We start from the raw sequence: 22,166 nt of genomic DNA, 5'->3' as shown, positions 1-22,166 counted from the left end.
ACACTAGAATCTGAAGTCGCTGTTATGTTCTTCAAGGTGAACCAGTCCCTTCTGCAAGTGGTAATGGCCTTGCATTATTTGTTTACCACCATGGGAAGAGTTAAAACATTTCTCGACAAAATTATTTATGTTTGTCCATAATTTCCATTATTTTTGCTAGGGGTGCATGATTTTCAGGTGATTCGTCAATGTGGTTCCAGAGGACTTTTCCTGTACTAGAATAAATCCAAGTTCCCCCTTGAATATAAACATCTTGTGTCTTCATTGACTCCATAACGAACTTTTTTTGCTTTTCGTCTTCTGGAACAAATCCTTTCACTTTTCCGGTAACAAAACCGAAGGCAGCTTTGGAGAGCAGCTTCCATTTTGGCATTGTCTTATGTCCCATTCCTTTGTAGGCTTCTCTTGCAGGATCGCCTAAAATCGGAAAGGGATAAGGACCAAACTCTTTTAAGAACATGTTGATAAAGCTGCCTTTAGAAGGTGCTATAACAATCAGCTGATAGCCGCGCTTTGAAAATTCATTATAATGCTCACGCAACTGCGTGAGATACTGCCTGCAGACAGGTCAGCCAAGATGGCGTACAAACACCACAACACTTGGTTTTCCTTGAATCAATGCTTTTAGAGAGAGTTTTTCTTCAGTATCTGTTCTTTCTAGCAGAAAATTCATGAAAATACCACCTTTCGAATAGATTAGTCTATCATAACGTTATTATTAGATATTTTGAAGTAATTGACACACTATCGAAAGTTTTTTATAGTTATATTGGTATTTAAAAATATGTGTTTCACGCAAAATGAGAGAGGTTCATAGCACTTACCCTCTATAAAAAACTATGGAACGGATGAATTGCATTCAGCCATGTCCATGGAGGGCATGGTTTTTTAATACTCAATTCCCTCATTCCAGCATGAAATGCAATCCAAGGAGGCACTAGCATGACAGGAAGAAAAGATGAAGAATTAGAAGGGGTAACCCTGCTGGGGAATCAAGGGACACAATATTTATTTGAATATTCCCCAGAAATCTTAGAAAGCTTCGATAATAAGCATCCAAACCGTGATTATTTTGTAAAATTTAATTGTCCAGAGTTTACGAGTTTATGCCCTAAAACAGGACAGCCAGACTTCGCGACAATTTATATCAGTTATATACCAGATCAGAAAATGGTGGAAAGCAAATCGCTTAAACTGTATTTGTTCAGCTTCCGCAATCACGGAGATTTCCATGAAGACTGTATGAATATCATTATGAATGACTTGATTGAGTTAATGGATCCGCGTTACATCGAGGTGTGGGGCAAGTTCACGCCTAGAGGCGGCATTTCCATTGATCCTTACACGAACTATGGAAAACCAGGCACAAAATATGAAAAAATGGCTGAGTTCAGATTGATGAACCATGATCTATATCCAGAGACCATTGATAATCGTTAATCTTAATAGAGGCTGAAGGTCCATATTTTAACCAATAATGAAACCAAACATTTTAGCAGATCATTTTTAACTGTTAAATTTGTTTGGTTTTTTAATTGCTTAAGTGCTTCATTTTTGTGTAAAGGTATGTCTTCTCTTTGAGACGGTTTTGTTATTTAGGATAAAGTACATTCAATTTACCTATAAATACTACAAATTTATAATTCTTTTGTAATCTTTGTAATAAATGGGTTTGTGAATTGATTGTCCATTTGTTACACTGATAATTGGTTAAATCTCTGTGAATGTTTAATTATGAGATTACTAAAATATGAATGGATGCTTTATTAGGAGATTATCATGAAAAAATTTTATATAACAGTTTGTTTATTATTGTTGACGGCTTGTTCGTATGACACGATCGCGTCAATTAAATCGGAGACACTTTCTGAAACGGAAGAGGCAAAAGATACAGCAAAAGAGGAAAAAACAGAACCAGCTGTAATTGCAGAAGGTAAAGAAAAGATGGATACGGTTACTCTTAAAGAGGAATCTCTTTTCAAATTTGAAGTTAAAGATGGCAGTTATGATTATAACGTGTTTGTATACGCTAAAAATGCAGAAAAAAAGGATGTTTTCTATTCTGGCCATTATGCATTTTACCTAGCTGAAAAAGATTCAACGGTAGCTTATAAACAAAATGTTTTAAACGATGAAGAAATACTCACTTTTAAAACAGGGAATGATGAGCAAATTTATCCTTTGAAAATTGGAAAGAAAACGATATTTGCTGTGGCTGAACAAATAGATCAGGTACATAGCCAATATCTGTTTGCGGGAATTGATAATGGAGAATTAAAGTTAATAAGCAATGGAGAAATCGCATCTTTAAATGATATTACAATCAGAAACATAAACCAAAAATATCTTCAGACAATAAAGCGAGACAGTTCTTCAGATACCATATACTTTACAACATGGGGATTAAATGAAGAGACCCTAAAGCTAGTTGAACAGGACCAAGAAACGATTACAGATAAAGAGAAAGTAGACTTCTGGCTAGATAGTTTAAATGAAAAAAATGCATTCTATTATCCATTTAAAGATTTGGAGCTAAATACAGATCTCTTGGCAAAAGCAAAGCAAGGCATTCCAGTTGGAAGCCCATACCCGCTAGGCACCAATATACAAGAAATAAAAAAGTCTGAACCATATTACATGCGGGAAGGCGTGAAAGAGGAAGGCCCGTATGTCATGTATCCTGAAATCACCTATTATTATAATGCTGAAGACAGTAAGGTGACAGCAGCTGAAATTCCTGGAGAACGTTTAAGAACAACCCTAACTGAGGCAGAAAAGATATTTAAGCAATTCGGAGAAACATTTAAAAACGACACAGGTACATCCATCTATTTAAATACGGAAAAGTATCAAATTGAAGCAGTGGCCGATCATGATGATAAGGTGAAGTTGCTGCGATTAAAAAGAAGATAGTGGATGGTAAAAAATGGCTCGGGTATTGAATTTGCCCGGGCTATTTGTCATACAAAATAATGAGCGGGATAGCAGTATGAGATTCTCAATGCTGTATCATCAGAATAGCAGTATACGGCTAGAATAGATTGAGGCTTATCTTGATTCAGTGGGGAGTGTAGAGAGTGAGATTTTCATGTGTTATGTTTGCTGTTTTAAGTTTTATTAGCTTGATCCTTTTTTTAGTGGGAAATTCAATGACTCCACCCCCTGGAACAATATCTGGGAACGGAAACCCCGCGCTAATTCTGTTTTTTATACTAATCCCAATTCTTATTTGTCTCGTCCTTTTTTCAGTCATTCTTATTCGCTCATACTCTATAAAGAATAAATATTTGTATTTCACCATGATTATTTTAATCCTTCATTTTATTTTAGGGTTTTTATATCAGAGGAAGGAGTTAAATGAATATCGGGAGGTTATTAAGGGTGTGCTGCTTGAGAGGGATGGAATAGCAGATCTTCACTATGTTGAAAGTATGACGGGGTTTTTATCTTATCATGTAAATAATCAATATTTTAATGTAAATACGTTTTTCATGTTTTTAGCTTTTGCCTTATTGAGTGCTATTATCTATCACTTTTGGGATAACTGGGATAAGAAGGGAGAAATGAATGAAAAAGACCAGCCACAATGATGAACAATATGGCCAGCCTTCTGTATAAGATTAGTTATGAATAGAACTTAAAACGCCCAATCTCCGTTACGGAATACCGGTTCTTCCTGACCGTCAGCCGTAATGCCATCGATATTCATCTCAGCAGAACCAATCATAAAGTCAACATGTGTTAAGCTTTCGTTTAAGCCATGTTCTGCAAGTTCTTCGCTAGACATTTGCTTGCCGCCTTCAATACAGAAAGCATAAGCACTGCCAATGGCTAAATGGTTTGATGCATTTTCATCGAACAATGTGTTATAGAAAAGCAGGTTTGATTGAGAAATCGGTGAATTATGCGGAACAAGCGCGACCTCGCCAAGATAATGAGAGCCCTCATCTGTATCAACAAGCTGTTTAAGGATTTCTTCTCCTTGCTCTGCTTCTACTTTCGTTATTCTTCCGTTCTCAAAGTAAACAGTGAAGTTGTCAATGATATTACCGCCGTAGCTTAATGGCTTTGTGCTTGCAACCTTGCCGTTTACACCTGTTTTAAAAGGAACAGTAAAGACTTCTTCAGTCGGCATATTGGCCATAAATTCATTGCCGCTTTCATTAATGCTGCCTGCTCCAGCCCAAATATGCTTTTCAGGCAATTCGATTGTTAAGTCAGTTCCAGGAGCAGTGTAGTGCAGTTTTTTATAACGTTTGCCGTTTAAATAGTCTACTTTTGTATGCAGAGTTTCATCATGCTGCTTCCATGCTTCAACAGGATTGTCTAAATCAGAGCGAGTTGCTTTGAAGATGGCATCCCATAATAGACTTACACGCTCTTCTTCAGCTGCCTCCGGGAACACCATGTTTGCCCAGCTTTGCGATGGCACAGCGATTACAGTCCAGCTGACCTTATCGGATTGAATATACTTGCGGAATGGCGCCATTGCTTTTCCGGAAGCCTTCTGGAATGTGCTGATCTTTTCGGATTGAACACCTTTTAGAAGATCAGGACTTGAAGAAACGATAGACATAAAGGCAGCACCGCCTTCAGCAAGCTCCTTCATTTCTTCTGCTCTCCATTTTGGATATTCCTCAAACGCATCCAGTGGAGCAAGCTCATACTTTGTCCGAGTAACACCGTCATCGTTCCAGTTTACAATTACTTCTTTTGCACCTGTTTCATAAGCTTTTTTTACAGCGATGCGTACAAATTCAGCGGCATCAAGTGTTGCCGTAATGACGAGTTTCTGTCCTTTTTGGACATTGACACCGACTTTAACCGCAAGTTCGGCATATTTCTCTAGCGTAGTTTGAAAGTTTGTCATATGTATTGGCTCCTTTGTCAGAATCTTTCCTTATTGTAGCCTGTAATGATAAAAAAATAAATAGAATCGTTTGAGGACCGAAGAGGTGCAAAGCAAATTTCTAATAATGAAAAGGCTGTCCAATACGGACAGCCTTTTAAACTACCTGCATTTCCTTTATAAGTCGAGCAAATTTGGCAGGAACAAGGATATCTGCGGTATATAAGTGACAGCGAGCAAGACTACAAGAATAGCTCCGTAAAAAGGAAGAAGCGGCCTTGTTACCTGCTCAATTTTCACCTTACCGACGCTTGCTCCTACAAACAAGGCACTTCCAACAGGAGGCGTAATGCTCCCGATACATAGATTCATACACATCATAATTCCAAAGTGTACAGGATCCATTCCAAAGGAATTGACAATCGGGAAGAAGATCGGTGTGAAAATAAGTACAGCAGGTGTAATATCCATAAATGTACCAATAAAGAGCAGAATGATATTCATAAGCAACAAAATCACAATTGGATTATCCGTTAAGCTTAGTATTCCTGAAGTAATTGCTTCTGGAATACCTGTAAAGCTCATGACAATAGACAGAATAGAAGATGCTGCTACAAGAAGCATAATGATAGCTGTCATCTCAACTGTTTCCACCAGGATTCTTGGAATATCTTTTAACTTTAATGAACGATAACAAAGCGATAAGATAAAGGAATAAACAACCGCAATGGCCGAACCTTCTGTAGCTGTGAATATTCCTGCAATAATCCCGCCGATAACAATTACAATAAGCAGCAGGCTTGGAATGGCATCCAAAAAGACTTTTAATTTTTCACTAAATGAAATCTTTGCTGAAACCGGGTAGTTTTTCTTCTTTGCAATAACATAAGCAACAATCATGGTTGCAACGGCCCAGAGGATTCCAGGAAGATAGCCGGCAATGAAGAGAGCCGCAACAGAAGTTCCTCCACTTACAAGGGAATAAACAATCAGTAATCCGCTCGGAGGAATTAGAAGTCCCGTCGGAGCAGATGCTACATTGACAGCAGTAGAATATGTACGATCATACCCCTCTTTTTCCTGAAGCGGTGACATCACTCCGCCAATGGCTGCAGCTGCAGCTACGGCACTTCCAGAGATTGAGCCAAATAAGGCATTACCCACCACATTCGTATGTGCGAGAGATCCGGGCATTCTGCCGGAAATAATTTTTGCCAGATTAATTAATCGAATAGCAATTCCGCCGTTATTCATAATGATTCCGGATAAAATAAAAAATGGAATAGCTAGAAGAGAAAAGCTGTCTAATCCAGATACTAATTTTTGTGCACTTGTAAACACGGCCACATCAAACGGAAATAGGATCAGCATAGTAAGAATCGAAGCGCCGGCAATACTAATGGCAATCGGAACACCAATTAACAATAGTAGGAAAAACAGAAATAATAACAGAAGTCCTGCTGTTAGTGTCAATGTAAGCCCTCCTTTTTATTCTGATAATGAAGGGTCTCATCTGCTTCTGCTTCTTCTGCATACATTTGGACCTTTTCTTTGGTTATAATTTCATAGATTGAAATGATTGAATACATAACGATTAAAATACCGCTGACAATGAGAGAAAAATAGACGGTGCTCATCGGAATCCCCAATGCTGCCGAATATTGATTTGTAGCAAGGCTGACCGTTTGTGCGCCGCCGATGATCATCACAACGATGGCAAACAGCAGAACGATTCCTTCTGCTAGGATATTGACCTTTCTGGCTTTATCAGATGTAAGCTTAGAGACAAAAAGCTCAATTGCCAGATGTTTCTTGCTGCCAAATGCGTAAGCTGCGCCAAGCATGGAAATCCAAATTAATGAATAGCGTAGAAATTCTTCAGAAATCGTGCTTGGAGAATTTAAAATATATCGGGAAAAAACCTGCCAGACGGCCATAAAGACCATGACCGTCAATAATGTACAGGTGATAAAGATGATTCCCGTATTCATCCATTTTTTAATCTGCTGCAATGAAATGACCTCCCCAGTTATTCTTCTTCCACAAGTTTGCGGATTTCTTTATAGTATTTTGCTGTCTCTTTCTTTTCAGCAAACTCATCATGAAGCGGTTGAACAGCATCCATAAAGGGCTGTTTATCAGGAGTACTGAAGTTTACACCCTTATCCTTTGCCCCTTCAATTGCATCTTCAACTGCCTGTTCCCAAACTTCTTTATGAAAGGCTGTTGACTCCTCAGCTGCTTCTGTGATTGCATTCTTTTGTTTTGCACTTAATTGATCCCACTTGCTGTTGTTCATAATCAGAATGTCAGGGACCATGGCGTGTTCACTGTAGCTATACTCCTTCGCTACTTCTCCGTGATTGCTGTCTGTTAAAGCTGTTTCATTGTTTTCTGTCCCATCAATTACGCCTTGCTGCAGTGAGGTATAAACCTCTCCATATGGCATCGGAGTAGGAGAGCCGCCCATTAGTTCCACCATTTTTATGGATGTAGGACTCGGCTGCACGCGGATTTTTAAGCCTCTTAAATCATCTGGATGTGTGATTTCTACATTATCAGTATAAAAATTTCTTGTACCAGAATCATAGAATGTCAGTCCGCTGAATCCAATATCGGAGGTTGTCTGATAGATTTCTTTTGCAATATCACTGTTCATGGCTTGATAGTAATGTTCTTGGCTGTCAAATAAGTAGGGAAGACTGAAAAGAGAATATACTTTAGAAAAGTTTTCAAGTGTGCTTGAACTTACTTTTGCAATATCAATCGCCCCAGTTTGCGTTAATTCAACAGCCTCACGCTCACTGCCTACTTGTCCATTAGGATACAGCTTGATTTTTATACTGCCATCCGTCTTTTCTTCCACCAATCTGGCAAATTCAACCAGTGACTTATGTACAGGATGTGTTTCCCCCTGATTATGGGCAAGTCTCATCGTAATGGCGCTTTCCTCTTCGGCAGCCTGTGCTACGCATCCGGAAATCACCCCTGCTAGTAATAGAAGAATCATACTGAATGTAATAAACTTTTTCATATATACTCCTCCCTTAAAATGGAATCTATAATTTGGAAATCTTCTAAAAGACCGATACGGATGGGTTTACTAACCGGCTGGTCAGTAGAATGTGCTAGAATCTCAAAGATTGGTATATGGGGCGATAAAGACAAATCTATGAATTTAATTATGTAGGAATAACATTCCCAAAAATTCGTTTAATGAAACAACCTAGAACGAGGGGTCATAAAAAGAGAGACTATGGAAAATGGCTATAGGCCTATTTTAAAGGTTTTTTTACTAGAAGGTGTATTATTTTGTGAAAATTTTGTATTTTATAAATATTATTTAGATATTACCTCTTTTTAAAACAGAAGCAAGCAGATCTTTTTCTGAGGAAAGTTTGAACACGGGAAATAATACTTTAGGAAGATGAATACATGTTTAAAATAGGGTTAAGATGTTTCCTATTTTTTCACCAATCGTTTAGGATGGAGAGAGAATATAATTTTGAAAGGGGTATTTGAAATTGGACAGTATTATTTTTGATTTAGACGGCACCTTGTGGGATTCTGTAGATTCTATTAAAGTTTCCTGGAACAATGTGATTCAGGCAAATAACCAGATACGAGAAGACCTAACTCGGGAAGACCTTGAAGGGGTAATGGGCCTGCAGATGGATGACATTGCTAAAAAACTATTTCCTGCTCTAGAAGATGAAGTTCGCAGTAAAATTTTAAATGAATGCTTTGAAGTTGAAAATACTTATATAGAAAAACATGGAGGTATCCCTTACAAAAATGTTGAAAACGTCTTAAAGGAGCTTTCCAAAAAATATAAACTTTTCATCGTCAGCAATTGTCAGGAAGGATACATAGAAGCTTTTTATAAATATCATGGACTGGAACAGTATTTTAATGATTTTGAGAATCCAGGGCGTACCGGTCTTTCAAAAGGAGAGAATATTCAGCTGATCATCAAACGAAATCAGTTATCAAGCCCTGTTTATGTTGGTGATACGGACGGTGACTTAAAAGCGGCAAGATTCGCGGGAATTCCATTTGTATATGCCAAATACGGATTTGGTGAAGTAAGCGAATATGATGAAGTAATTGAGGAATTTGAGGATTTGTTGAAGTTATACTAAATGTCCTTTCCAATGAGTTTAGGTGTTAGTTTGAGCCCGTTCCATTGCGCTGCAGACACTCGCTTTCCGCGGGGAGGAAGCTGAGCCTCCTCGTCGCTGTCGCTCCTGCGGGGTCTCACCCTTTCCTCTACTTCCCGCAGGAGTCGAGTGTCCTCCGCTCCATTGCACTCAGGATTGAAAATAATATATACAAACAATTGATGATAAGTAGTCAATATACCCTAATCATTTGGGTATATATATTTGCAGAAGCACATTATAACGTCGACATCATTATGAAACATTTTCCACCTTCCTTTCGTATAAATTTATAGTAGGACATTTTGGAAACATGTCTTTCTTTTTAAGCATAATTGAACGGGGGTGAGGTGGTTTTATGAAGAAAAAATGGTTTCTCATACCGAGCGGTGCCATAGTGGGTGCGATTGTCTTTTATACCTATTTGCTGTTTAATCCACCATTAGATGTCGGTGCATTAAGTCATGGAGCAGATAATGATATGTATCTAATCGAAGTGGGGAATAAGGGGTTTTTCAATCTTCAGCCTACAGGTGTTTTAATAAATGATAAGGACCCCCAAAAAGTCCAGATGCAAGTAATTCCTAATAATGATGATGAAGCATTTTATATTACTTTTGATATTGAGAATGGTGAAAGGTTTACAGATTTGAATGAAACAATTCTTCCTGCAGGTTCAGGCATACAGGAAAGAATAAACAAAAGGGATGAAGATACACTCTCTTATGGAATAACCGTTCACTCCAAAGAACCATTGAATACTGTAACGATCAATTATCGATATGCAGGTATTATGTTTAAAGAAAAAATGGATTATTAAATAAGGGAAGGTCGTTCATCTTAAGCCGGCTTCCAAGAAGGCTGATCAGCTTCTTGGAAGCACAGCTGTGACAAAAATAGGAGGTATGCTTACTTTATCTTCACTTCGATCCTGGTCACATACTGGTTAACAAGGCTTGTTTCGTGAAAGTCAATTAAATAGGTTTCGAAAAAATCTCCATCCAGTACATAATGATTTTTGGTTAAGTAATCTGTTAACTTCAAAAGATAGGTATGTGTTTTGGAATAGCTGCCTCTGTAGCAAATTGTTGCATATCGTCCCTTTGGAATAAGCATTGTATAATTAGCTGAATTCTGTTCGAGAAAATAAAATACACTATGATGCAGGGCAGAATCAGAATGAGCATACAGGAAGCTTCCAAACACGAACTGATCTAAGTGGGGAAGTTTTTTTTCGTATTCTTTATATAATTCTTTTAAGGCAAAGTCGATATTGGCACTTTCTATCTGCTTATCAGAACTGGCAATAACATAGCGATCTGGCTGTTCAAGTATAATGCACTCACCTTCACTTACTTCAGTGCTATGTGTAAACAAGTTAATTCGTTCGTTAATGCGGTTTTGCTGTTCTTGTAATAAGATGATTTCTTGTTGAATAAAAGACTGCTGTTTTTTTAATAAGTTTAACGTTTTATCAACTGTGCGATTCTCCAGATAATCTTTAATTTGCTCTAAAGGGATATTGAATTTTCTAAGATCGCGGATGATATTTAATTTCTGCAGATGTTCTTCGGTATAGATGCGATAATTGTTCTCCCCTCTATGGGGGACGACCAGATTAATTTCTTCATAATAGCGCAATGTATGTGAACTGATATCATACAGGCGGGCTATTTCGTTTATTTTCCACTTCATGATTGCTGCTCCAGACTAGATTTGTAAATTAAGCTTTTGCATGAGCTTCTAACGGTTTGCAGAGATGCTCATAGTGATGGCCACTTAACGTAATATCAGCCACTTTTATAAATCCTATAGAAGAATATAACTTCTTTGCCTTCGGATTTGCAACATCTACATTTAATCCTATTCTTTCAAAACCTGCATCAGACGCGGTTTGACACATAGCTTTTAATAGGAGGGTTCCAATCCCCATTCCTCTATATGCTTTATTAACGACGATGGAATCTAAGTACCATTCATTAGGAAGTGCCTCTTGGTCAATAAACAAACTTTTGTCTGGATTAAAACCGTGTTTTTGCAGCACTTTTCTAAAAGGTTCATCAATGCTCAGCTCTTCCAATGCAGGATAGCCAAAAATAGCACCGGCAATCTCCCCATTGTGTTCATAAACTAACCCTCTATTCACACCATAACGGTAGCTAGGATCTTTTGCTGCTTCTGCGACCATCTCCATTAATTTTAATTGGGGAATTTCCTGTAATAAGGGCAATTCCATATCCTCGAATATCTCCCATAATAAAACTGCAATCTCCATAGAATCTTCTGCTTTTATTGTTCTGATCATGTATATCCAACTTTCCTTTATTATTCATTCGATAACGTCAGTATAAACCTTCTAGTGATTCTAAGGTCAACAAGAACAGTACGTATGGGTAGAGGTGGACATAATAACTTTTCATGCAATGTATGGTATATTAGACGTTACACAGCTAGTAAAGGAGTTCGGAAAAAATGGCAAAAAGTGTAGTCATCGCTGAAAAACCTTCCGTTGCCCGTGATATCGCCAATGTACTGAAATGTACGAAAAAGGGGAACGGATTTTTAGAAGGCGACAAATATATAGTAACTTGGGCGCTAGGGCATTTAGTGACATTAGCAGATCCGGAAAATTACGATCAAAAATATAAATCATGGAAGCTTGAAGACTTGCCGATGCTCCCAGATCGTCTGAAATTAGTGGTCATCAAGCAGACAGGCAAACAATTTAATGCAGTGAAAACACAATTGAACCGCAGTGATGTAAAAGAAATTATCGTGGCAACAGATGCTGGAAGAGAAGGCGAGTTAGTGGCACGCTGGATCATTGATAAGGCAAAAATTAATAAGCCATTCAAACGTTTATGGATCTCCTCTGTTACGGATAAAGCGATCAGAGAAGGTTTCAACAATTTAAAACCAGGAAGAGCATATGACAATCTATATGCAGCTGCCGTCGCACGCTCGGAAGCGGACTGGTATATCGGCTTAAATGCAACACGTGCATTAACGACTAAATTTAATGCGCAGCTAAACACCGGTCGTGTGCAAACACCAACTGTTGCGATTGTTGCATCGAGAGAAGATGAGATCAAGAACTTTAAACCGCAGGCCTTTTACGGAATTGAAGCGTCAACAGATGGCCTTGTGTTAACATGGCAGGATTCTAACGGCAATAGCCGCAGCTTTGATAAAGAGAAAATGGAATCGATTGTGAAATCGCTCGGGCATAAGGATGCTGAAGTAGGTTCCATTGACCGAAAAGCGAAAAAAACATTTGCTCCAGCATTATACGACCTAACCGAATTGCAGCGTGATGCTAATAAAATTTTTGGCTACTCTGCAAAAGAAACACTTAATATCATGCAGAAGCTATATGAACAGCACAAAGTATTAACATACCCAAGAACAGATTCACGCTATCTTTCTTCCGATATTGTCAGCACCCTTCCTGAAAGGTTAAAGGCATGCGGGGTAGGAGAATATCGTCCGCTTGCCAATAAAGTGTTAAAAAAACCGATTAAAGCAACAAAAGCGTTCGTAGATGACAGCAGAGTGAGTGATCACCATGCCATTATTCCAACAGAAGGCTATGTGAATTTTTCGGCGTTTACAGATAAAGAAAGAAAAATATATGACCTCGTTGTAAAAAGGTTTTTGGCTGTTCTATTCCCGGCGCATGAGTATGAGCAACTAACATTGCAGGCGAAAATCGGTACTGAGAAATTTATTGCCAAAGGAAAAACAGTGTTAGAGGCAGGCTGGAAAGAAGTATATGAAAATCGGTTTGATGATGATGAAGGAACAGATGATGTTAAAGAACAACTCTTACCGAGAATTGAAAAAGGGGATGTCCTTAAAACAAAATTGATTTCACTAACTTCTGGGCAAACGAAACCGCCAGCGCGCTTTACAGAAGCAACATTGCTATCAGCAATGGAAAACCCGGCGAAGTATATGGAAACCAACGATAAAAAGTTAGCAGATACGTTGAAATCAACAGGAGGACTTGGAACGGTTGCAACGCGTGCGGATATTATTGATAAGCTTTTTAACTCCTTTTTAATTGAAAAGCGGGGCGGAAAAGATATTTTTATTACATCAAAAGGACGTCAGCTGCTCGACCTTGTACCAGAAGAATTAAAGTCACCGTCTACAACCGCACAGTGGGAGCAAAAGCTGGAACTGATTGCTAAAGGCAAGCTGAAAAAAGATGTATTTATTAATGAGATGAAAAAGCATACGAAAGAAATTGTGACGGATATTAAAAACAGCACGAAAAAATACAAGCATGATAATATCTCGACAAAATCCTGTCCAGATTGCGGCAAGCCAATGCTTGAAGTGAATGGCAAGAAAGGCAAAATGCTCGTCTGCCAGGACCGTGAATGCGGACATCGAAAAAATGTCTCAAGAATTACGAATGCCCGCTGTCCGCAATGTAAAAAGAAAATGGAACTTCGCGGCGAAGGGAAAGGGCAGATTTTTGCATGTAAATGCGGCTATCGCGAAAAGCTTTCCTCCTTTGAAGAAAGACGGAAAAAAGAATCAGGAGGAAAAGCGGATAAGCGCACTGTACAAAAATATTTAAAACAGCAGCAAAAAGAGACAGAACCAATCAATAACGCTTTTGCTGACTTATTAAAAGGAATTAAGTTTGACGACTAAAATCCTTTACTCAGATAATTCGCTGATATACTAAAATATGGAAAAATAAATTGACAGACCAGCTGTAGCTTCGATAATATAAGTGTATATTCAGAAAATTTATAGCTATGGGACTGTTGATGATGAATCATATGCAGAACGTAAATATACAAGCAAAAAAGGCTGTATTTCAAACATTCGTTTGAGATACAGCCTTTTTCTTTACTCTGCTAATATAATGAGGAGGAATAAAATGGTTATTTTAACAGGACATTCATTAACCTTGAAAGAGGCAGCGAAGATTATATTCGAAGGAGAAAGAGCTGCAGCTTCACCAGCCAGTTTGGCGGAAGCTGCAAGAAGCCATGATGCGGTAACAAAAATTGTTGAAGAGCAAAGAGTTGTATATGGGATTAATACAGGCTTTGGCAAATTTAGTGATGTGCTGATCCATCAAGGTGATGTAAAGGAACTGCAGCTGAATTTAATCCGCTCACATGCCTGCGGGACAGGCGATCCTTTTCCTGAATCCGTCTCAAGAGCGATGCTTCTACTGCGGGCCAATGCATTATTAAAAGGATTTTCCGGGGTACGGCCGGTCGTAATTGATACTCTGCTGAAGCTGCTGAATCATGGGGTTCACCCTGTTGTTCCGCAGCAAGGCTCACTTGGTGCAAGCGGAGACTTGGCACCTCTGTCGCATCTGGCTCTTGCTCTAATTGGAGAAGGTGAGGTATATCATAAAGGAACACGAAAGGCATCGTCCCTCGCTTTAATGGAAGAAGGCATAAGCCCACTTGTGTTAGAGGCAAAGGAAGGGCTGGCTCTTATTAATGGAACACAGGCGATGACTGCGATGGGAGTCATCGGATACTTGGAAGCGGAAAGATTGGCGCTGCAGTCTGAAATCATTGCAGCGATCACGATGGAAGGGTTAAATGGCATTATTGATGCATTTGATGAAGATGTTCATATGGCAAGAGGATACCACCAGCAGACAGATGTAGCGAGAAGAATGAGAGAGCATTTAGAAGGGAGTAAGCTGATATCCAGACAAGGAGAAATCAGGGTGCAGGATGCGTATTCGATTCGCTGTATTCCACAAGTACACGGAGCTTCGTGGCAGGCCCTTGATTATGTAAAAGAAAAATTGGAAATCGAAATGAATGCTGCCACAGATAATCCGCTTATCTTTGATGATGGCATGAAGGTGATTTCAGGAGGTAATTTTCACGGACAGCCAATTGCCTTTGCAATGGATTTTATGAAGATTGCTGTTGCAGAGCTTGCTAATATTTCTGAGAGAAGAATTGAAAGACTTGTCAATCCGCAGCTTAATGATCTGCCGGCTTTTCTAAGCCCTGAGCCTGGATTGCAGTCTGGAGCGATGATTCTGCAATATTGTGCGGCCTCACTTGTCTCCGAAAACAAAACACTGGCACATCCGGCAAGCGTGGATTCAATTCCATCTTCAGCTAACCAAGAAGATCATGTGAGCATGGGGACAATCGGATCAAGGCATGCGTATCAAATCATTCAAAACACAAATAAGGTGCTCGCCATTGAACTGATTTGTGCACTTCAAGCTGCTGAATTCAAAGGGATTGAAAAGATGGCAAAAAAAACAAGAGATTATTATGAATTGGCGCGAGATATCGTTCCATCTATTACAAAAGATCGGGTTTTTGCACATGATATGGACGCCTGTGCAGCATGGCTAAAGAATAATCATACAGAGGTGGCATTATAAATAGTTTTATTAAGAAGCCTGCAGGTTCATATCCACTGCAGGCTTGCTTCTATTATTGCTTAGCACGGCTTTCCAGCTCTTTCGCTTCATCTTCTTCAAAGCGATTTTTAAAAGCCTCCTGGACAACAATAAATTCTTCATCCTCTTGTGCTTCAGTTGTATGGCGCTCTACTTGCTCTGCGCTGGCAGGAAGATCTCCTGGATGATGTTTATTTTTGTGATTGAAATGTTCACCGCGACCCATTGTTTGGCTCCTTTCCATTTATCAGCTTCATATCATATTCTTTCCTAGAGAAGCATCACTATGTACAGATAAATATATAAGTGCTATTACAATAATTGGGTATAATAAAAATAAAGATTCTTAAATGGGAGGGAAGGACAATCGACTTATTTTCCATTATTGCAGAAGAGAAAATCAAAAAAGCATACAAAGACGGAGAATTCGAAAACCTGCCAGGCTATGGAAAGCCATTGCCAAAGGATGATTTAGCAGCAGTGCCTGAAAGCATGCACATGGCTTATCGCATCCTCAAAAACGCAGGATACACAACTGAAGAAAACGACTTGAAAAATGAAATAAAATCAATAGAAGATTTAATAAAACTTTGCGACGATCCCCAAGAAAAAAAGGAATTGCAAAAAAAGGTCAACGAAAAACTGCTTCACTATAACCGCATTCTTTCCAAAAGAAAAACCAACACAAACTCAGCTGTCTTTAAAAGCTATGAGAATAAAATTCAGAATAAATTGCTGTAGGAAACGAGGATAACCCTTTTTGAAAGGGTGGCAGTATGTAAATCATATTGTCACCTAACTCCTTAACCCTCTCCATCCATTTCTTATTAACTTCCATATGCATTCTCTGCTAAATGCCATCACTTAGATAAATTAATTTCTATAACATGCACTAATTTACTAAAGGAAGATAGAAAAATGTCGAAATAGATAGTATAGGGAGTATGACTGGAGTAATCACTTATAATGGTAGTTTACTAGGTTGAAAGTCATGTTAACAGAGAATCTAATGAATAGGTGTGGCACATATGGATAAAACAACAATAATTGGGTTAATTTTAGGCTTAGTCGCAGTTGGAATTGGGATGGTTTTTAAAGGGGTAAGCCCTGGCGTTCTTGCCAATCCAGCAGCTTTATTAATTATTATTCTGGGAACTGCCGCTTCGGTAGCGATCGCATTTCCAACGAGTGAAGTGAAAAAAGTTCCTAAATTATTCGGAGTTATTTTTAAAGAAGAAAAAGCAATTGACCAAGCCGAATTAATCAAAATGTTTTCTGAATGGGCTCAGCTGGCAAGAAAAGAAGGCTTGCTTGCGCTTGAGACGAAAACGAATGAAGTGGATAATGCATTTTTAAAAAATGGTCTTTCCTTAGCAGTTGATGGCCAAAGTGCGGACTATATCCGTGACGTATTAAGTGAAGAAGTAGAAGCAATGGAGGAAAGACATCAGGCGGGTGCGCAAATTTTTACACAAGCTGGAACATATGCACCAACACTAGGGGTGCTTGGAGCAGTTATCGGCTTAATCGCGGCACTTGGTAATATGAGTGATACAGATTCATTAGGCCACGCAATTAGTGCTGCCTTTGTTGCAACACTTCTGGGAATTTTCACAGGATATGTCTTATGGCACCCATTCGCAAACAAGTTAAAACGCAAATCAAAGCTTGAAGCAAAGCAAAAATATATGATGATTGAAGGGATATTATCTATCCTGGAGGGAGAAGCTCCACGTGTTATTGAGCAAAAGCTTGCTTCCTATCTTCCTGCTGGCGAGAGGAAAAGAATCCTCGATGAAGGCAGTGTGACTGCAAATGAGTAAAAGAAAAAAGAAAGAGCATCATGAAGAACATGTAGATGAATCTTGGCTATTGCCTTATGCCGATTTATTAACATTGCTTGTTGCGCTGTTTATCGTATTATTTGCAATGAGTTCTGTTGATGCTGAAAAGTTTCAAAAGCTTTCAAAATCGTTTAATGATGTGTTTACTGGCGGTACAGGGGTTATGGAATTTCCAAGCCCCATACCTGAAGGGTCAAGGGAAGCTACTGATGTGAGCAAAGATAATCTGCCGGAAAGTGGACAAGAGCAGGAACAGCCACAGCCGCAGGATCAGGAGGCACAAGCAGCTCTTGAACAGCTTGCGAATGAAGAGCTGAGAAAACAAGCTGACCAAGAAGAATTATCTTCTCTTCAGGAAAAAGTGAATTCATATATTACAAACAATGATTTAACGGATAAACTGGAAACATCCTTAACCACAGAAGGGCTGCTTGTCACGATACGTGATAACGTATTATTTCAGTCAGGAAGTGCGGACGTCAGAAGACAGGATTATGATGTCGCCGGAGAGATAGCTGAGCTGCTCGTCATGGATCCGCCGAGAAATATTATGATTAGCGGACATACGGATAATGTCCCTATTAGCAATGCTCGATTTTCATCAAACTGGGAACTTAGCGTTATGCGCGCCGTTAACTTTATGAAAATAATTTTAGAAAATGATCAACTCGATCCTGGCAAATTTAGTGCCAAAGGCTTTGGAGAATTCCAGCCAGCTGCAGCAAACGACACAGCAGACGGCCGCGCTAAAAACCGAAGAGTTGAAATTTTGATCTTACCTAGAACAGAAAGCTGACCCGTAATAGGGTTCAGCTTTTTTTTATAAATATAGAAAGTACTTCTCAGCGAATAATTAGATAAAAAATAGCTCCTATCGCAGGACGTAGGTTAATTTGGTATGAACCAAATCAGAGCTATAATGCGAAAGGAGCTGTATCCTTATAAAGGATGCCATAAATAGGCAGTTGTAAACATGTTATAGAAATAGTTTAATAATCAGATCATTTCGGATCGGAAAGATGATCCTAGGTGCAAAGATCACCCTATGCAGACAAATCGGTCTGCTGTGTTCTCCGGCCACCCTGATAATGACATAGAAAATAATAAGGAATAACCGTCAGCAGAATAACGACCGAAAGAATACTGTACAAACTGCCAATGCTCATATAAGCTGCAACAACACCCAATGCATAAGAGCTTATGCCAAAGCCTGAATCAAAAAACGTGAAGAAAGTGGAGGTTGCTAAGCCTCTCTTTTCAGGAGCGGCCCGATTAATCGCCATGGTTTGCAGGCTTGGAGAAAGAGTACCGAAACCAAGGCCAATTAACCCGCCTGCCAATAAAAACACAAAGGCGCCTGATGCCTGACTTAAAACAAACATCCCAACTGCAAAAATGACAATAGCAGGATAAATGATTATATGTGAGCCATATAAATCAAACCATTTTCCCGTAAATGGACGGGAAAGGATAATAAACGCAGCAAATACTACAAAGAAATAGCTTGCAGCTTTGAGTAAACCTAATTCCGTTGCATAAACCGAAATGAAAGAAAGAATTCCTGAGTAAGCAAAAGCAAGAATCCCCCCTACAATTGCAACTGGAATTGCTGATGCTTCAAAAAAGCTGGCAAAGGATAATTTCTCTCTTACCTTTTGAAGCGGTTTTCTCTCTGGCACTTTAACAATTAATGAAAGCAGCAAACCAAACAGAGCTAAAATCGCAACAAGGATGAAAAGAGCGTCAAATGAGAAAGAGCGAATAATGGTTAATCCAGTGAATGGACCTGCAACCATGGCAATATTCATAAACAATGCATAATAGCCAAGTCCTTCGCCTTTTCGTTCATCAGGGATCACGTCTGCAACAATAGTCCCTGTAGCTGTTGTCGCTACGCCAAAGCCAATGCCATGAATGAAGCGGAGTGCCAGCAAGAATGGAATGGAATCAGCTAATAAGTATAGAAAAGAACTAATAAAGAAAATACATAAAGATATCAATAACAGCTTTTTGCGGCCGATCCCATTAATCCATTTCCCAGTGAATGGTCTGCAGAGTACAGCAGAAATTAAAAAACAGGCTGTCACCAGCCCAACATCTGCCTCTGTTCCGTGCAAGTCATCTAAAACATAAAGCGGCAGTGCTGTCAGCAATATATAAAATCCGATAAATAGAAAAAAACTAATAAATGAAATACCTAAAAAATCTTTTGTCCATAATGGTTTTTTCATGATTTCCTCCTTCTTTATAGTAAAGTACTGTTCATTTTATGGATGATGTTCAGTACGGTTAGAAACTCATCTTCATTTATATGAGATAAAACCTGTTTCTCGCAGGATTTAATCTCCTCCAGCCAGATTGGAAATTTATCAACCGCCTCAGCTGAAAGCATGATTCTTTTTTCGCGTTTATCACTTCCTTGTGTTTTTTCAATAAATCCAGCCTTTTCTAATCGTGCCACAGCTCTTGTAATAGACGGAGCTTCAATAGCTAAATAAGCTGCAATTTCTTTTTGTGTTTGGGGTCCTTTTGTGTGCAGGAGATAAATAATACTCCACTGGGAAGAATACAGACCGAGAGGAACTAGCTTTTCGTTTAGAAGCTTTGAGAAATGACGTGAAAATTGATTTATGCCATGAAAAAATTCACTGCTGTTATCCAACCTATTCACCCTTTATAAAAATAGTTACCTAGGTAACTATACACATATTGTTCACAAATGTCTATAGAGATTTGGCTTGCACTAATACTAAACATATGTTTATAATTAAGACAAAAGTTTATAAGTGTTGGAGGTGAAATCATGAATGAAAAAGAATCTCTTATTTTACAGCTTATAAAAGAAGATCCATTTATGACTCAAAATGAAATTGCCGAGAAGACTGGGTTATCGCGTTCAGCTGCAGCCGGTTATATCTCTTCTTTAGTGAAGCAGGGGAAACTGCTGGGGAGAGCATATGTCCTGCCAGAGAAAAGAAATATTCTATGTGTCGGCGGAGCCAATGTGGACAGAAAAATACAAGTAATTGAAAATCTGCAATACGGTACATCCAATCCGGCAGAAAGTGCACAGTCATGCGGCGGGGTAGCTAGAAATATTGCTGAAAATCTGGGCAGACTGGGGTCTGACGTCTCATTGCTGACAGTTGTGGGCGGCGATCATGAAGGAATCTGGTTATTGGATTCATCCAAAAATTTTGTGGATATCACCCCATCACATGTTTTCACAGACCGTACAACAGGAACTTATACGGCTGTTTTGGATGAAAGAGGAGAAATGAGCATTGCTCTGGCCGATATGTCTATTTACGATGAAATTGATTACGATTTTATCGATAAAAGATGGGGCTACTTTGCATCTGCCGAAATGGTCATCCTTGATACGAATTTTTCAAAAGAGGTATTAGAGAAAATTATCAGACGCTGTGAGGAAGAAGAAATTCGTCTTTGCATTACTCCTGTTTCGGCTCCAAAAGTGAAAAAACTGCCGGCAAACTTAAATGGAGTAACATGGCTGATTGCCAATAAAGATGAGGCAGAAGCATTATCTGGAATGAAGATTGAGAATGAAGGCGACTTTTTTAAATCAGCTGAGATGCTGATTAAAAAGGGCGTTGAAAAAGTGGTCATCACGCGTGGAGATAAAGGGCTAATCTTCTTTACAAATGAAGGTGATGCTGGAGTCCTGCTGCCGCCTCACGTAAAAGTGGCCGATGTAACAGGAGCTGGTGATTCATTGGTGGCAGGCATTATGTTTGCTGATTTAAAAGGGTTAAATACGGAGAATGCATGCAAGATCGGAATTGCCTGCTCCATGCTGACACTGCAATCACAAGAAACGGTAAATCCTGAATTGAATCATTCACGACTGCAAGATACATTTAAACAAAATTTTAACTAAGGAGCATCATACACTATGCTAGAAAAATACTTGGAATACTCAGCAGAAGTACTTGAAGCAAAAAAAGCGGGAAAAGCAATTGTTGCATTAGAATCTACAATTATCTCTCACGGCATGCCATATCCGCAAAACGTAGAAACTGCAAAAGAAGTTGAGGACATTATCCGCCAAGGCGGAGCTGTACCAGCAACAATTGCCATTTTAGATGGAAAAATTAAGATCGGTATTTCAGACGAAGAACTAGAATTCTTGGCAAAAAGCAACGACATCGAAAAAGCAAGCAGAAGAGATCTGCCGTATCTCATCGCTACAAAGAAAAATGGTGCAACTACAGTAGCTGCGACAATGATTTGTGCGGAGCTTGCTGGCATTGAAGTGTTCGTAACAGGCGGAATTGGCGGAGTTCACCGTGAAGCAGAAACAACAATGGATATATCTGCTGACCTGCAGGAGCTTGCTAAAACAAATGTTGCGGTAGTTTGTGCAGGAGCTAAATCTATTTTAGACATCGGGCTAACAATGGAATACTTAGAAACAAACGGCGTTCCAGTAGTTGGATACGAAACAGACAAATTGCCTGCATTCTACACACGTTCAAGCGAATTTGATGTCAATTTCCGAGTGGATGATGCAAGCACAGCAGCTGATCTAATCCGCACGAAATGGGAACTAGGCTTAAACGGGGGCGTTGTAATCGCAAACCCAATTCCTGAAGAGCACGCACTAGAAGAGGCGTTCATTACAAACGTAATCGAAACGGCTTTAAAAGAAGCAAAAGAAAACAATATTGCAGGTAAAAACGTAACACCATTCCTTCTTGGAAAAGTAAAAGAGCTGACAGAAGGGACAAGCCTGACAGCTAATATTGCATTAGTAAAGCATAATGCTGTTGTTGGAGCTGGAATTGCTGTAAAACTTCAAAAGTAATTGTGGTTAGGGATCGCCATTGAGTCGTTTGGACTTGATGGCGGTTTTTTTTGTTGGCAGGGGACTGGGGATG

The 22,166-nt window shown here is 39.1% G+C and carries 21 protein-coding genes, 1 pseudogene and 1 riboswitch; of the genes and pseudogenes, 12 read left to right on the top strand and 10 right to left on the bottom strand.

Annotated elements, in window-relative coordinates; genetic code table 11:
• Positions 1 to 121: 121 nt before the first annotated feature.
• Positions 122 to 556, bottom strand: a pseudogene (locus tag A6754_RS19145) (peroxiredoxin-like family protein); the annotation flags it as partial.
• 244 nt (positions 557 to 800) lie between these two features.
• Positions 801 to 847, top strand: a riboswitch (PreQ1 riboswitch).
• Between the two features lie 95 nt (positions 848 to 942).
• Here A6754_RS19145 and queF point away from each other — a divergent pair.
• The 3 genes from queF (at position 943) to A6754_RS22530 (ending at position 3,590) form a co-directional block, all read left to right on the top strand.
• Positions 943 to 1,440, top strand: coding sequence for a preQ(1) synthase (gene queF / locus A6754_RS19140; RefSeq protein ID WP_066449650.1), 498 nt, complete (start codon positions 943 to 945; stop codon positions 1,438 to 1,440).
• 339 nt (positions 1,441 to 1,779) lie between these two features.
• A complete protein-coding gene (locus A6754_RS19135) occupies positions 1,780 to 2,913 on the top strand; it encodes a hypothetical protein (RefSeq protein ID WP_066449645.1) in 1,134 nt (377 codons plus the stop codon).
• A 470-nt stretch (positions 2,914 to 3,383) separates the two neighbouring features.
• The gene (locus tag A6754_RS22530; RefSeq protein WP_156495825.1) at positions 3,384 to 3,590 is read left to right on the top strand and encodes a hypothetical protein; all 207 of its coding nucleotides are present in this window, start codon (positions 3,384 to 3,386) and stop codon (positions 3,588 to 3,590) included.
• A 47-nt stretch (positions 3,591 to 3,637) separates the two neighbouring features.
• On the opposite strand, the gene A6754_RS19125 is transcribed toward A6754_RS22530, so the two are convergent.
• The 4 genes from A6754_RS19125 to A6754_RS19110 all read right to left on the bottom strand — a co-directional run bounded on the left by A6754_RS19125 (position 3,638) and on the right by A6754_RS19110 (position 7,883).
• Positions 3,638 to 4,870 (bottom strand): aminopeptidase, encoded by a 1,233-nt coding sequence (locus tag A6754_RS19125; protein WP_066449642.1) that lies wholly within the window; start codon positions 4,868 to 4,870, stop codon positions 3,638 to 3,640.
• Between the two features lie 156 nt (positions 4,871 to 5,026).
• Positions 5,027 to 6,322 carry a TRAP transporter large permease gene (locus A6754_RS19120; protein ID WP_066449640.1) on the bottom strand — a complete coding sequence of 432 codons (1,296 nt, stop codon included), beginning with the start codon at positions 6,320 to 6,322 and terminating at the stop codon, positions 5,027 to 5,029.
• Positions 6,319 to 6,861, bottom strand: a complete 543-nt coding sequence (locus A6754_RS19115) for a TRAP transporter small permease (RefSeq protein ID WP_066449635.1) — start codon at positions 6,859 to 6,861, stop codon at positions 6,319 to 6,321. The genes A6754_RS19120 and A6754_RS19115 overlap by 4 nt, the downstream gene beginning before the upstream one ends.
• 17 nt (positions 6,862 to 6,878) lie before the next feature.
• Positions 6,879 to 7,883, bottom strand: a complete 1,005-nt coding sequence (locus tag A6754_RS19110; RefSeq protein WP_066449632.1) for a TRAP transporter substrate-binding protein — start codon at positions 7,881 to 7,883, stop codon at positions 6,879 to 6,881.
• A gap of 490 nt (positions 7,884 to 8,373) precedes the next feature.
• Between A6754_RS19110 and A6754_RS19105 the strand changes: the two genes are divergently transcribed.
• Positions 8,374 to 8,991 (top strand): HAD family hydrolase, encoded by a 618-nt coding sequence (locus A6754_RS19105; protein WP_082851752.1) that lies wholly within the window; start codon positions 8,374 to 8,376, stop codon positions 8,989 to 8,991.
• Between the two features lie 376 nt (positions 8,992 to 9,367).
• Entirely contained in the window at positions 9,368 to 9,829 is a 462-nt protein-coding gene (locus tag A6754_RS19095; RefSeq protein ID WP_066449612.1) for a hypothetical protein, read from the top strand.
• A gap of 89 nt (positions 9,830 to 9,918) precedes the next feature.
• Here the strand turns inward: A6754_RS19095 and A6754_RS19090 are convergent, their stop codons facing one another.
• A complete protein-coding gene (locus A6754_RS19090; protein ID WP_066449610.1) occupies positions 9,919 to 10,704 on the bottom strand; it encodes a MerR family transcriptional regulator in 786 nt (261 codons plus the stop codon).
• A gap of 28 nt (positions 10,705 to 10,732) precedes the next feature.
• Positions 10,733 to 11,314 carry a GNAT family N-acetyltransferase gene (locus A6754_RS19085; RefSeq protein ID WP_066449608.1) on the bottom strand — a complete coding sequence of 194 codons (582 nt, stop codon included), beginning with the start codon at positions 11,312 to 11,314 and terminating at the stop codon, positions 10,733 to 10,735.
• Positions 11,315 to 11,481: 167 nt separating this feature from the next.
• Here A6754_RS19085 and A6754_RS19080 point away from each other — a divergent pair, with 167 nt between their 5' ends.
• Positions 11,482 to 13,674, top strand: coding sequence for a DNA topoisomerase III (locus A6754_RS19080; protein WP_066449599.1), 2,193 nt, complete (start codon positions 11,482 to 11,484; stop codon positions 13,672 to 13,674).
• 232 nt (positions 13,675 to 13,906) lie between these two features.
• On the top strand, positions 13,907 to 15,403 hold the full coding sequence (hutH, locus tag A6754_RS19075) for a histidine ammonia-lyase (protein WP_066449597.1): 1,497 nt from the start codon (positions 13,907 to 13,909) through the stop codon (positions 15,401 to 15,403).
• A gap of 52 nt (positions 15,404 to 15,455) precedes the next feature.
• Here hutH and A6754_RS19070 read toward each other — a convergent pair whose 3' ends face one another.
• Positions 15,456 to 15,647, bottom strand: a complete 192-nt coding sequence (locus A6754_RS19070; protein WP_066449594.1) for a hypothetical protein — start codon at positions 15,645 to 15,647, stop codon at positions 15,456 to 15,458.
• Positions 15,648 to 15,787: 140 nt separating this feature from the next.
• Between A6754_RS19070 and A6754_RS19065 the strand changes: the two genes are divergently transcribed.
• The 3 genes from A6754_RS19065 (at position 15,788) to motB (ending at position 18,061) form a co-directional block, all read left to right on the top strand.
• The gene (locus tag A6754_RS19065; RefSeq protein WP_066451751.1) at positions 15,788 to 16,162 is read left to right on the top strand and encodes a DnaJ family domain-containing protein; all 375 of its coding nucleotides are present in this window, start codon (positions 15,788 to 15,790) and stop codon (positions 16,160 to 16,162) included.
• Between the two features lie 287 nt (positions 16,163 to 16,449).
• The gene (gene motA, locus A6754_RS19060; protein WP_066449592.1) at positions 16,450 to 17,244 is read left to right on the top strand and encodes a flagellar motor stator protein MotA; all 795 of its coding nucleotides are present in this window, start codon (positions 16,450 to 16,452) and stop codon (positions 17,242 to 17,244) included.
• The gene (motB, locus tag A6754_RS19055; RefSeq protein WP_066449589.1) at positions 17,237 to 18,061 is read left to right on the top strand and encodes a flagellar motor protein MotB; all 825 of its coding nucleotides are present in this window, start codon (positions 17,237 to 17,239) and stop codon (positions 18,059 to 18,061) included. Before motA ends, motB begins: the two co-directional genes overlap by 8 nt.
• 247 nt (positions 18,062 to 18,308) lie before the next feature.
• Here motB and A6754_RS19050 read toward each other — a convergent pair whose 3' ends face one another.
• Positions 18,309 to 19,499: an MFS transporter gene (locus A6754_RS19050; protein ID WP_156495824.1), complete on the bottom strand. Its 1,191-nt coding sequence runs from the start codon at positions 19,497 to 19,499 to the stop codon at positions 18,309 to 18,311.
• 11 nt (positions 19,500 to 19,510) lie between these two features.
• Positions 19,511 to 19,927, bottom strand: coding sequence for a MarR family winged helix-turn-helix transcriptional regulator (locus A6754_RS19045; RefSeq protein WP_066449584.1), 417 nt, complete (start codon positions 19,925 to 19,927; stop codon positions 19,511 to 19,513).
• A 141-nt stretch (positions 19,928 to 20,068) separates the two neighbouring features.
• On the opposite strand from A6754_RS19045, the gene A6754_RS19040 reads away from it, so the two are divergent.
• Together A6754_RS19040 and A6754_RS19035 are read left to right on the top strand one after the other, a co-directional pair.
• Positions 20,069 to 21,166, top strand: a complete 1,098-nt coding sequence (locus A6754_RS19040) for a carbohydrate kinase (protein ID WP_066449581.1) — start codon at positions 20,069 to 20,071, stop codon at positions 21,164 to 21,166.
• Positions 21,167 to 21,181: 15 nt separating this feature from the next.
• Positions 21,182 to 22,093 (top strand): pseudouridine-5'-phosphate glycosidase, encoded by a 912-nt coding sequence (locus A6754_RS19035; protein ID WP_066449579.1) that lies wholly within the window; start codon positions 21,182 to 21,184, stop codon positions 22,091 to 22,093.
• The last annotated feature ends 73 nt before the right edge of the window (positions 22,094 to 22,166 follow it).

The organism is Cytobacillus gottheilii (assembly GCF_001636345.1).
GTDB classification, from domain to species: Bacteria; Bacillota; Bacilli; order Bacillales; family Cytobacillaceae; genus Cytobacillus; species Cytobacillus gottheilii.
Note: the sequence above shows the minus strand (reverse complement) of the source record. Positions and strands in the feature narration are given on the sequence as shown.